This window comes from Sphaerochaeta halotolerans (assembly GCF_003429665.1).
Classification (GTDB): domain Bacteria; phylum Spirochaetota; class Spirochaetia; order Sphaerochaetales; family Sphaerochaetaceae; genus Sphaerochaeta; species Sphaerochaeta halotolerans.
The window spans coordinates 110,665-122,804 of sequence record NZ_QUWK01000004.1 but is presented as its reverse complement, the minus strand read 5'-3'; the positions used below and the strand labels follow the sequence as shown (position 1 = coordinate 122,804).

Below are 12,140 nucleotides of genomic sequence, written 5' to 3'. Positions count from 1 at the left end.
GAAGGACCATGATGGAAGAGAACAATGAAGTGGGGATGAAAGAAAAAACACCCCTTAATTTTTTGGAACGAATCATCGAAGATGACCTGGCGAGCGGCCGGGTTCCTAATAACACCATTGTAACCAGGTTCCCCCCTGAACCCAATGGATACCTGCATATCGGACACATCAAGTCGATTTGCATCAATTTCGGGCTTGCTGAAAAATACCAAGGCCGCTGCCACCTCCGTTTTGACGACACCAATCCCGAGAAGGAAGATATGGAGTACATCAACTCCATCAAGCGTGACATCAAATGGCTTGGCTACGACTGGGGTGAATACGAGTACCATGCTTCAGATTATTATCAGCAATTATATGAGATAGCATTGGAGTTGATAAAACAAGGCAAGGCGTATGTGGACAGTCTGACAGCCGAGCAGATGAAGGAGTACCGGGGAACGTTGAAGGAACCCGGGAAAAACAGTCCCGACAGAGAGCGGAGTATTGAAGAAAATCTGAGATTGTTCCATGAGATGCATGAAGGCAAACACCCAGAGGGGAAGTACATTCTCCGAGCAAAAATTGATATGTCCAGTCCCAATCTCAACTTGCGAGACCCGGCACTCTACCGTATCAAGTTTGCTTCACATCCACGAACCGGGGACACCTGGTGCATCTATCCTATGTATGATTTCACCCATCCCATCAGTGATGCCATTGAAGGCGTGACCCACTCTATCTGTACACTGGAATTCGAAGATCACCGACCTGCTTATGATTGGGCAACCAGCATTGATGGTATTGAGCATACTCCACATCAGTATGAATTTGCCCGCTTGAACATCAACTATTTTGTGATGAGCAAAAGGAAACTTCTCAACTTGGTTAAGCTGGGAATCGTGGATGGATGGGATGACCCTAGAATGCCTACCATCAGCGGTATCAGAAGACGAGGATACTCTCCTGAATCGATGAAAGATTTCATCAGCCGCGTTGGAGTGGCAAAGGTTGAGGGCGTTGTTGACTTCTCCTTGTTGGAGTTCTGTGTTCGGGAAGATTTGAATAAACGTGCACAGCGCTTGATGGTGGTACTGGACCCTCTAAAACTGGTCATCGACAACTATCCTGAAGATAAGGTCGAATACTTTGAGGCTGTGGACAATCCTGAAGACCCAAGCAGCGAAACACACCTGATACCTTTTTCACGGGAGCTGTACATCGAAAGGGAAGACTTTATGGAAGATCCTCCGAAGAAATACCACAGACTCTATCCCGGCAATGAGATCAGACTTAAGTATGCTTACTATGTGACGGCTCATTCAGTAGTAAAAGATGACGAGGGAACCATCGTTGAAGTCCATTGCACCTATGACCCTGAATCAAGAGGGGGTTCCACTCCTGATGGGAGAAAGGTCAAGGGAACCAGTCACTGGGTCAGTGCCTCTGAAGGGGTCACCATCGAGGCTCGCCTCTATGACAAGCTCTTCCTCACTGAGTATCCAGGGAAGGAAACAGGCAACTATTTGGATGACTTAAACCCCGATTCCTTGCAGATTATAAGCAATGCAAAAGCAGAGCCATATATCAGGCAAGCACGGGAAGGGGATTATCTGCAGTTCATCCGTAATGGATACTTCTGTGTTGATAGCAAGGCAAGTAGTGAAGACCATCTCGTTTTCAACAGGACAGTAACACTCAAGGATTCTTGGGCAAAGTTGAAAAAGAAGATGGGTATGTGATTCCTTGAGGGGTCGTATAACCCCCCCATTACCTTCTGAGGAGGGTGGTATGCATTACTTCTTTGACCAGCATTTTCATGTGATGAATATCGTGCATCCAAATTTGCTGTCGTTCTTTTCCTCATTGGAGGGAGGTATCGGGGACTTGGTGACCAGCGGGACCCTTTCCCCGAGCTATATCTTGACCAACAAGAATCGTAAGAGCGCAGCCCTGCTCAACCGCATCACCAATACATTGACCACATTTGAACAGACCATCGGAGAGACCCTGGTAATGATGGAAGATGATCTCATGGGGAAATTTTCCAGTCATGATGAAGAAGCCATCCGACCTGAAAAGCCCTATATCCACGATGGGAAAATGCACATGCGTTCCCGTACTTACGACAAGATGGCAATGTGCCCACTCTTGATGGACTTCTCCAGCAGCAAAATTAGGAACGACTCGCTCTACTATCCTGCCCCCAAAGAAGAAAAAATCCTTGATTATGTGAAAGACACCCTAGAGGGTTTTGATTATTATCGGACAACCCATCCAGATGGATTGTTCGAGTTCTTTCCCTTTTTAGGCATCAACCCACAGGTTCATTCCCCTTCCTTCATTGAAGGACTACTGAATACCTATATTCGTACAGGTAATGAGAAGAAACAATTCTACGGAGTCAAGCTCTATCCCCCACTGGGTTATGACCCGTGGCCAACAGACCCAGAACAGCGTGACAAAGTCATCATGATCTATGAGTTTTGTACGAAACACGACATCCCTATTATGACCCATTGTGACGATCAAGGGTTCAGAGGAGTACCAGCGAAGGAGGCATGGAAATACACTGCCCCATCCTCCTACAAGCCGGTACTTGCACGTTACCCTATGCTTAGGATTGATTTTGCCCATTATGGTTGGCAGTACAACCAACTGCAAAAAAATCCCTTGTCACTACTATCTAGCTTAACAAGCAGAGTACCCGACTCTCCGTGGTTTTATGATCTTGTTGAACTCATGCTACTCTATCCAAATGTGTATGCAGATGTCTCTTTCAGTGGCAGCAATCCTGATTTCTACGTGTTGCTTTCCAATTACATGAAAACACTGGATGTAGAAAAAAAGCAGACGGTACTTTCCAGGAGCCTGTTTGGTACTGACTTTTCGGTTAACCTTGTGAAGGTGGAATCATACACATCCTATTATCGGATCTTTGAGGAGTCACCTTTCAGTGATGACGATATTCATGAGATGGTTCATAGCAATCCACTCCGGTTCATGCATCTAGACACCGATGGGTAGGAAAAGAGCAGGCACTGCGGCCTGCTCTTTTCTAAAAACTACCAAAAGTTTAATAGTTTTTTGCTACAATCTCGAAATATGCCTGGGGATGGTTACATACGGGGCAAATGCCAGGAGCCTTCTTGCCAATAACGATATGGCCACAGTTGGAACATTTCCACATCTGGTCTCCATCACGACTGAATACCAAGCCACCATCAATATTCTTCAAGAGATCAAGGTAGCGCTGTTCATGATGTTTCTCGATGGCAGCAACCATTTCAAACAAGGTAGCAATCTTGGTGAAGCCTTCTTCCCGAGCTTCCTTTGCAAAGTTTATATACATGTCGGTCCATTCATAGTGCTCTCCTGCTGCAGCATCCTTTAGGTTGGAAGTTGTAGTAGGGATTTCACCAGCTTCCTGCAGAAGTTTGAACCAGATTTTTGCATGTTCCTTCTCATTTGAAGCAGTTTCTTCGAAGAGATTTCCAATCTGTACATACCCTTCTTTCTTTGCCTTGGAAGCATAATAGGTATACTTATTCCGAGCCATTGACTCGCCGGCAAAAGCCTGATGCAAGTTCTTCTCTGTTTTTGATCCTTTCAATTCCATTCATTGCTCCTTTCAGTAGCTGCCTATTGAGCAGCACGCTTATTTTTACATTCGGGACAGATCCCGTTGAAGACTATTTCATATGATTCCAGAGTATATCCAGAGGTGTCGATATTCTGTTCGGATAGATTGATATCCTCAAATAACTCTATATCGTCTACACGTTTACAATGAATGCATTGTATATGGTAATGGTTCCGCAACGTGTGATCAAAATGGTCAGGACCGCCAAGTACCCTAACACGCTTTACCTTACCTTCTTCAACAAGTGAGTTTAGATTTCGATAGACTGTAGCTCTACTAATCGATGGATGTTTCTCAACAATACGCTCGTAGATTTGTTCAGCATTTGGATGGTTGGTAGTGTTGGTTACGGCATCCCACACCAGTCCCTTTTGTATTGTTTGTCGCTTATCTTTCATGGGTTTTTCCTAAATGATATTTTATCTCAATAGTTATCTTACTCCAAGTGAACTACACTGTCAATATGATACAATCTGAAGAAAATAATCTTTCATGTAATCAGCATAGAACCCCCAAAACGGGGGTTCTAAACATATTTACACTATAGGTAACAAAATCATTCAGAGAGGAACGGATCGTCTTCGTTTTCTCCTCTGGTCTTGGTCTGCCGGAAAGAGTCAAACCCATAAGGCTTCGGACCAGATTTACGTTGACGACGTTCATCACTGCCACCATCTCTCCCACTTTTTTCCTTGGAGAATGGGGGGCGTCTGTCATCCCTGTCGCGGAAGGAAGGTCGGTCACCACTTGGGCGTCTGTCATCCCTGTCGCGGTAGGAAGGACGATCACCGCTTGGGCGTCTGTCGTCTCTGTCTCGGAAGGACGGGCGGTCACCGCTTGGGCGTCTGTCGTCTCTGTCTCGGAAGGACGGGCGGTCACCGCTTGGGCGTCTGTCATCCCTGTCGCGGTAGGACGGACGGTCACCACTTGGGCGTCTGTCATCCCTGTCGCGGAAGGACGGACGGTCGCCACTTGGGCGTCTGTCGTTTCTGTCATGGTAGGACGGGCGGTCACCACTTGGGCGTCTGTCATCCCTGTCACGGTAGGACGGGCGGTCACCACTTGGGCGTCTGTCATCCCTGTCACGATAGGATGGGCGGTCACCACTTGGGCGTCTGTCATCCCTGTCACGATAGGAAGGGCGGTCACCGCTTGGGCGTCTGTCATCTCTGTCATGGTAGGACGGACGGTCACCACTTGGGCGTCTATCATCTCTGTCTCTGTGGGAAGGCCGGTCACCGCTTGGGCGTCTGTCGTTTCTGTCATGGTAGGACGGACGGTCGCCGCTTGGACGTCTGTCATCCCTGTCACGATAGGACGGACGGTCGCCGCTTGGACGTCTGTCATCCCTGTCACGATAGGACGGACGGTCACCACTTGGGCGTCTGTCATCTCTGTCTCTGAAGGACGGACGGTCGCCACTTGGGCGTCTGTCGTTTCTATCTCGGTAGGACGGGCGGTCACCACTTGGGCGTCTGTCGTTTCTATCTCGGTAGGAAGGACGGTCACTGCTTGGGCGGTCATCTCTACGAGGTTCCCGATTTTCAGTCTCTCTTTTCTCAGAGGACTCTTCAGATGGAGCTTTCTGCATGAAAGGGACAAACTCATGGTCATCCCAACTAAGCGTTAGAAGGTCATCCTCAACTTCATTTGGTTCAACCACAGGGGTTTCTTCATCATTAGAATTGTCAGTTTCTGTTTCAACTTCTTCATCATCAGATTGTGCTAATTCTGCGTTCTCATCTTTGAGATCTTCAACTGCCTGGTCTGCTTCATCATTGAGAAGCACCATATCTTCTTCTGCCTGTTCGGGTTCTGCTACAGTTGTGTTTGCTGCTTCTTCCTCTACGGTTTTTTCTTCTGTTTCCAGTTCTACTGGTTCTTTCTTTTCTTCTTTCATAATCTTTTCTTCTTTGTTTAGTATACGGGCTTCTTGCCCATTCTCATCGTGCTGGTCATTTTTACCAGCTTTTTCTTGTACGGTAACTACCCAACTTTCTGGTATCCGTATATCTTCGTGTTTCGTCAGCAACCACGTCCTCGCAGTTCCCAGACGGCGGGTGAAGCCCGGTGCTGCAACTCGTCTGGTAATTTCTTTGATCTCAAATCCACGTATTGCTTTCTCATCCATCTTGAATGTTCCCAAGTTTGTTGAAAACACCAATTTTCCACCCATCGCAAGTAGTGCATTCAGCACCTTCATCCATCGCAAATAGTCCCTTTGGACATCAAAATCATGATCCATTTTTCGACTGTTCGAAAAACTCGGAGGGTCGAAAATGATCAGGTCATACTTCTTGCCTAGTACATATGCTTCCATCACATATGTCCATGCATCGGCAGCAATGCAAGGGAACACTGTCAGGGGGAATCCGTTGTCGGCAAGATTTTTTTCTGCCCATGCAGTATAGGTACTGGACAAGTCCACCGATTCTACACGTTCAGCTCCACCACGGGCAGCATATACCGAGAAGGATCCTGTGTAGGAGAACAAGTTCAACACCTTGCACCCCCGACTCATTCCTTCAACCACCATTCTCGTAAGCATGTGATCCAAGAATAAGCCGGTATCAATCCGTTTGGTCAGGTCAACAGTAAACAAAAGTCCATTTTCATTGACCTGCACTTCCAGGGATTGTTCGCTCTGCAAGCTGTGCTGTTCCTTCCCTGTCCGCTTTGAACGTCGGTGGAACACCACATGGTTGGTCTGTACGTAGAGCATTCGTGAGACGATATCGCAGCAAATCCTCTCATCCTCTTCATCCAACCCATCATCGCTGTAATCGGTGATTCTTGCATAGGGACCATAGAGATCAACAGTTACAGGAAAACGTTCCAGGTTTCGATCATACACCCTCATACAGGTCGTGTTGCTTTGCAACATCATCCGACGCATCTTGAGAGCATTTTGCTTTAAAATCTTTCCAAAATCCTTTTCTGTATAATCCATGACAATCCCAATAGCTCTTTCTGCAACGCAGTGTATATGGTACTATAGAAAAAAGCTAGAGAAGCAAAGGAAAAATTCATGGAAGATGATGCACAGGCTTTTATTGAAAATCTTGAGAAACGGCACGAAGCTCCTATTACCTGGAGAACCTATGCTACATGGTATGGTAATAACAAGGAAATCATGCGGGAATTTGGAGTATTTCTCTATAGAGTAAGAAACACATTGTATTTTGAAGATTTTGAGCGAACTCCATCAATGTTTGGAATCAGTCTCAAACCAAAAAAGAAAAAGGAACCATTCAGCAAGTACGAGGGTTCTTTTGCTGTAGATGAGGTTGCTACCACCCGTCCCATTCCCAAAGCTATAGCATATAAGGTTTCGCAGGGAACAGTTTCGGTGGACCGAGTCCGTCAAGCAACATCTCTGGATAGACTATTCAGACAGATGGTAGAGATGGTAGTACTCAAAAACGGAACGGTTCACTTTTTTGAACTTATGGATCGTAAGCAATTTATCAAAGAGCTGGAAGCTATCAGCAAGGAGGACTAATGCATGGGCGCATTCAAGGCGTATGATATCAGAGGAATCTATAACAAGGATTTCAATAAAGAAACTGTCTACAAGATTGGGTACTTTCTTCCCAAACTATTGAAAAGCAAGGTGGTTCTTGTAGGTCGTGATGTAAGGACCAGCAGTGAGGAAATATTCGAGTCTTTGTGCAATGGAATCACCGACAGCGGAGCTGATGTATATGATATTGGACTTGCAACCACTCCCATGGTGTACTTCTCCACGGTACATTTCAACGTTGATGCATCTGTTCAGATTACCGCAAGCCACAACCCTGCAATCTACAACGGATTGAAGATCAGTAGGGCAAAGGCCGTTCCCGTTGGTTCTGACAGTGGGTTGAAAGAACTGGAAATGATGGTGAACAATGACCCAGTGGTTATTTCTGAACAGAAGGGGTCGATACAAAAAAAGGATGCAAAAGAACCTTATCTTGCCTTCCTAAAGCAATACGTTCCAGACACCAGTGGGTTGAACCTCTCAATCGACTGTTCTCATGGGATGGCTAATCTCTTGGTCAAGGACCTCCTTGGTAGTGATCATCACTATCTGTACGACCATTTCGACGGCACCTTTCCGGCCCATGAACCCAATCCTCTTGAAATAGAGAATTGCGAGGATTTGCAGAATGCGGTCCTGCAGAACAAGAGCGATATTGGAGTTATTTATGACGGTGATGCCGACCGAGTTATGTTCCTTGATGAGAAAGGCAGGTTCCTCCAACCCGATTATATAACCGCCGTACTGGGATATTACTATCTACGCAAGGAAAAAGGGAATGTCCTTGTCGATATTCGCACCAGTCGTTCAACCACTGAATACTTGACAAACCTTGGTGCTACGGTACATGTCTGGAAGGTAGGCCATGCATTTGCCAAGACAAAACTCCGCGACCTCAGGGCAATTTTCGGAGGAGAACTTGCAGGACATTACTACTTCAGGGACTTTTATAACTGTGACAGTGGTTTCCTAGCCTCCCTCTTGGTATTGCAAGTGGTCGCAGAGCTCAAGAAACAGGGAATGACTATCGGAGAATTCATTGATACTGTTATCGTCTACGCGAATAGTGGTGAGATGAATTTCAAATTGGAACAAAAAGATGAGGCCATGCAGGCCCTCTTTGATCGCTATGTCACCAATGACAAGCCGGAAAAGGTGATGGACTTTGATGGGTATCGCATTGAATTCTCTTCTTGGTGGTTCAATGTTAGAAAGAGCAATACAGAACCCTATCTACGCTTGGTGGTAGAGGCAAAAACGAAGGAAGAACTCCAGGAAAGAACAAAAGAACTTTCCACGATTATCAAACAATTCAACTAAGTAAGGAAGATACACAATGAAAGTATTACTATTCGGAGGTGCCGGTTATATTGGCACCCATGTAGCTCTAGAGTTCCTTGACCGCAAGGATACTGTTGGTATTTTTGATAATCTTTCCAGTGGCCTCAAGAGCAATGTCGATGACCGGGCTTTGTTCTATGAAGGTGACGTCATGAATAAAAAAAGGGTCGTTGAAGTACTGCAGGAAGGATGGGATGTCGTTATTCACCTTGCTGCTTTCAAGGCAGCCGGAGAATCGATGATAAAGCCCATCAAGTATTCAGAGAACAATATTACAGGTTCATTGAACTTGATCACCGGTTGTATAGAAACTGGAGTGAAGTATTTCATCCTCTCCTCCTCTGCCGCAGTATATGGAGAGCCTTCATACCTACCCGTGGATGAGAAACACCCAAAAAATCCTACTAATTATTATGGATATACAAAGCTTTGTATTGAAGAAAATCTAAGGTGGTACAGTGAACTCAAGGGACTCCGATATGTCTCTCTACGATACTTCAATGCTGCTGGTTATGACGGTGAAGGACGTATGCTTGGATTGGAAAATAACCCAGCCAATCTCATCCCAGTTGTTATGGAGGTTGCCAGTGGTATCCGCCCCAACCTATTGGTCTTCGGCAATGACTATGACACAGTGGATGGGACCGGTGTTCGTGATTACGTTCATGTTACTGATTTAGCAAAAGGCCATGTGCTCGCGGCTGAACATCTTTTGGCAGGAAGCGATAGCTTGGTGGTGAATCTGGGTAGTGAGGAAGGACTGAGCGTGCAACAAATTATTGATACTGCAAGAGAGATAACCGGTAAACCGATTGAAGCACAGTATGTCGATCGTCGCCCAGGGGACCCAGCAAAACTTGTAGCTTCCTCTAAGATGGCCTATAAGGCCCTCGGATGGAAGGCTGAGCATTCTTCTTTGGAGAATATCATCAAGACTACATGGATGGTCTATGAGGCCAACCAGAAGCATGTATATAGATAGACTTCACTAGAAATTCCTCACTTTCAGAAACGACAGTTTGTTGGCTGTCGTTTTTTATTTGATGAAGGGCTAGTCCTGAGGCAAACATACCAGAGGAGCACAGTATAACATTCATATTCCAACCTGCCATTAAAAACCTCAATCGGGAAAAGCGAACTACCGCAATACAACAACAGCAATTTCTGTAGGGACTATGTCATTCTTAGCTGTTATCTCTATCTTCTTGGGAGCACTACTGAAATCTAAGAAAAACTTTCGGTGGTATAAAACTGCCTCACGTAATTCTACCCGTGAAAGTGCTTAAAGATACTTACCTCCAACTAAACTGTTAGCGCTATACAGAAAGACGACAGAGATTGGAATGATGTGTGGCAGTGGTTATACATGAACATCATCTATATTACTCCTACTCATTGAAGCTGGGGGTATTGGCATCCTAGGCTTTCTGTTTGGCAGTACTCCTTGATGTCTGAGACAGGAATCAATTTCGGATTCATGTTCAGAGACATGGATTTTGCACATTTGGTTTAAAGTATTATGCGTATTGCCTGAAGTATCACAACAACATCCAAGGCCTTTCTTAGTGGCATTCTGCTTTCAATGATCGTTACATTCTCTTCAATACTACAATCTCATGGCTATACTTTCAGTAAAAGTAGATGTCTAAACAAGCGAAAAGGTTTGATTTCTTCATGATTTTTGGTTCTGGATTTATCCATAAACGCATTGATGTGAAAAAAGACAACCCTATTAGGATTGTCTTTTTTCCTTGCTCGCCCGGAGGGATTTGAACCCCCGACAGGGTGGTTAACAGCCACCTGCTCTACCGACTGAGCTACAGGCGAATAACGTTTCGAACGATAGGAACATTACCCGATAGTACTAGTTATGTCAAGCATTTTGAAATAAGTTATACCAAAAAATCCATGTAGTACTGGAGCATGTTACTTTGTCTACCTAAATAGAGCGGCTATCCAAAGATAGCCGCTCTTGAACTTGTAATTCTACCTTACTTTGCGGGGTAGTTCTCCGAGAGGAACTCGATGAACACATCGCTTAGCAAGGAACCTTCAGAAAGGACCTTACCGAACATGGTATATCCATCACCACCGGCAGCCATAAAGTCATTAGTTGCGACCTTATAGGTTGCATTCTTATCAATCGGCTTACCGTTGAGGAGGACTCGCAGGATACGACTACCGGGCTTACCATAACGGTTGTAAACAACCTGTAGGTCAGTCTGGGAGAACGCCCCGTTGGTCTCTGGCAACATGCTGTAGCCATGCTCAAGTGCGGCATAGACATCTGCTCCGGTTGCCTCGACAACAGTGATGATGTTAGTGAACGGCAGAACATTAATCACTTCGCCGATCGTAACCTCTCCAGCATCTATGGATGCACGGATACCACCACCATTGGTAATGGTGAAGTCTGCACCACTCGCAGCAGTCATTGCTCTGGTAATCAACCTGGAAAGGTTGGTCGGCTTGGTACGAACGTTTGCACGCTCACCATCAAGCTTTTCCGGTACCGTTGCGATAACTGTATTGAGCTTAGAATCGAGCTTCGCGGTCATATAACCGAGGTACTCATCAACTTCAGCATCGTTTGGTACTTCAGCAATACCATACTGTTTGGCCAGATCAGAATCCTTGGCATTCCATACATCTGCAGCAGGAATCACCATCGGATAAACAGCAGTCACCTCATCGTTCTTGACATGGATTTGGACTAAGCCAAGATTTTCCATGTATCCACCGGTTGAGACAACCATTGTATCACCAATCTTCATCCCCTGCTTCAGCAAGGTGTGGCTATGACCGTCAACAAACAGGTCGATACCCTTAATGTTGTTAACAATCTTATCCGTTGTCAAACCACTTGCACCATCAGGATCCATACCAATATGACCGAGTACGATGATGTAATCAACATACTGCTTAGCAATATCAATTGCCTGCTGGCCAATCTCAAAGATTTCTTCGTTGGCGAAATACACGCCTTCAACATTCTTCGGATGGGTCTTGGTAGCAGTGTCTGGGGTGGTCAAGCCAACAACTCCAACAGTAAAGTCGTTGAAATTATAGACCTGATAAGGCTGGAACAACATATAGCCGTTCTCATCCAATACGTTGGCACTCAGAACCTTGATGTCAGTATATTTCTCTGCAAGCTCAGCAGCTTCAAGCAGACGATCTACGCCATAGTTGAAGTCATGATTGCCTGGAGCTACTGCATCATACCCAAGCATATCAAGTAAGACGCCTACTGTTTCACCTTCAAACATATTGACAACATTGGTGCCATGAGTCACGTCACCTGCATCAAGCAATAGGATATTGTCGGTAATACCGCGTCCAACCTTCAGCATGGTAGCAAGTTTTGAATACCCAACGCTGTTTTCACTGGAATACACACGACCATGAACATCGTTGGTGTGGACTACAAAGAGGTCAAACTCATTTGCGCCATCAGCGTTTTTCATAATCTCAAATACACCAAGTGGGTATTCAACAGGTTTGGGCTCCTCTACTACTGGTGCTGGTGCTGGTGCCGGGGCTGGTGCCTCTGCCTTTGCAGGGACCGCTGCCTTTACCTTCGGCTTCGGGGTTGCTCCAATCATCGATACAATGGCCGGATCCTCAGGTACGCTTACCTGCAGCGTGTAGCCC

At 45.7% G+C, this 12,140-nt stretch carries 9 protein-coding genes and 1 tRNA gene; 5 read left to right on the top strand and 5 right to left on the bottom strand.

Annotation, left to right across the window (positions count from 1 at the left end):
• Window positions 1–11 precede the first annotated feature (11 nt).
• Entirely contained in the window at window positions 12–1,721 is a 1,710-nt protein-coding gene (locus DYP60_RS04940; protein WP_420820480.1) for a glutamine--tRNA ligase/YqeY domain fusion protein, read from the top strand.
• A gap of 49 nt (window positions 1,722–1,770) precedes the next feature.
• Window positions 1,771–3,006, top strand: coding sequence for an amidohydrolase family protein (locus DYP60_RS04935; RefSeq protein WP_117329774.1), 1,236 nt, complete (start codon window positions 1,771–1,773; stop codon window positions 3,004–3,006).
• A 49-nt stretch (window positions 3,007–3,055) separates the two neighbouring features.
• Here the strand turns inward: DYP60_RS04935 and rbr are convergent, their stop codons facing one another.
• The 3 genes from rbr to DYP60_RS14630 all read right to left on the bottom strand — a co-directional run bounded on the left by rbr (window position 3,056) and on the right by DYP60_RS14630 (window position 6,572).
• On the bottom strand, window positions 3,056–3,598 hold the full coding sequence (rbr, locus tag DYP60_RS04930; RefSeq protein WP_117329773.1) for a rubrerythrin: 543 nt from the start codon (window positions 3,596–3,598) through the stop codon (window positions 3,056–3,058).
• Window positions 3,599–3,621: 23 nt separating this feature from the next.
• Window positions 3,622–4,020 (bottom strand): Fur family transcriptional regulator, encoded by a 399-nt coding sequence (locus DYP60_RS04925; RefSeq protein WP_117329772.1) that lies wholly within the window; start codon window positions 4,018–4,020, stop codon window positions 3,622–3,624.
• Between the two features lie 158 nt (window positions 4,021–4,178).
• Entirely contained in the window at window positions 4,179–6,572 is a 2,394-nt protein-coding gene (locus DYP60_RS14630) for a class I SAM-dependent methyltransferase (RefSeq protein ID WP_117329771.1), read from the bottom strand.
• Between the two features lie 78 nt (window positions 6,573–6,650).
• Between DYP60_RS14630 and DYP60_RS04915 the strand changes: the two genes are divergently transcribed.
• From DYP60_RS04915 to galE, 3 genes are read left to right on the top strand one after another with little or no spacing between them, the layout of a single operon-like run.
• Complete coding sequence (locus DYP60_RS04915) at window positions 6,651–7,124, top strand: hypothetical protein (RefSeq protein ID WP_117329770.1); 474 nt, start codon at window positions 6,651–6,653, stop codon at window positions 7,122–7,124.
• Window positions 7,125–7,127: 3 nt separating this feature from the next.
• Window positions 7,128–8,465, top strand: a complete 1,338-nt coding sequence (locus DYP60_RS04910) for a phosphomannomutase/phosphoglucomutase (RefSeq protein ID WP_117329769.1) — start codon at window positions 7,128–7,130, stop codon at window positions 8,463–8,465.
• A 16-nt stretch (window positions 8,466–8,481) separates the two neighbouring features.
• Window positions 8,482–9,468 (top strand): UDP-glucose 4-epimerase GalE, encoded by a 987-nt coding sequence (gene galE, locus DYP60_RS04905; RefSeq protein WP_117329768.1) that lies wholly within the window; start codon window positions 8,482–8,484, stop codon window positions 9,466–9,468.
• Between the two features lie 772 nt (window positions 9,469–10,240).
• On the opposite strand, the gene DYP60_RS04900 is transcribed toward galE, so the two are convergent.
• Both DYP60_RS04900 and DYP60_RS04895 read right to left on the bottom strand, forming a co-directional pair.
• Window positions 10,241–10,313, bottom strand: a tRNA-Asn gene (locus DYP60_RS04900).
• 164 nt (window positions 10,314–10,477) lie between these two features.
• On the bottom strand, window positions 10,478–12,140 hold a 1,663-nt coding region (locus tag DYP60_RS04895), incomplete at its 5' end, for a bifunctional metallophosphatase/5'-nucleotidase (protein ID WP_206363105.1).

Excerpts from the sequence above, each read along its gene's own strand:
- DYP60_RS04940 (WP_420820480.1), top strand. The coding sequence starts at position 12 with ATGGAAGAGAACAATGAAGTGGGGATGAAAGAAAAAACACCCCTTAAT.
- DYP60_RS04935 (WP_117329774.1), top strand. The coding sequence starts at position 1,771 with ATGCATTACTTCTTTGACCAGCATTTTCATGTGATGAATATCGTGCAT.
- rbr (WP_117329773.1), bottom strand. The coding sequence starts at position 3,598 with ATGGAATTGAAAGGATCAAAAACAGAGAAGAACTTGCATCAGGCTTTT.
- DYP60_RS04925 (WP_117329772.1), bottom strand. The coding sequence starts at position 4,020 with ATGAAAGATAAGCGACAAACAATACAAAAGGGACTGGTGTGGGATGCC.
- DYP60_RS14630 (WP_117329771.1), bottom strand. The coding sequence starts at position 6,572 with ATGGATTATACAGAAAAGGATTTTGGAAAGATTTTAAAGCAAAATGCT.
- DYP60_RS04915 (WP_117329770.1), top strand. The coding sequence starts at position 6,651 with ATGGAAGATGATGCACAGGCTTTTATTGAAAATCTTGAGAAACGGCAC.
- DYP60_RS04910 (WP_117329769.1), top strand. The coding sequence starts at position 7,128 with ATGGGCGCATTCAAGGCGTATGATATCAGAGGAATCTATAACAAGGAT.
- galE (WP_117329768.1), top strand. The coding sequence starts at position 8,482 with ATGAAAGTATTACTATTCGGAGGTGCCGGTTATATTGGCACCCATGTA.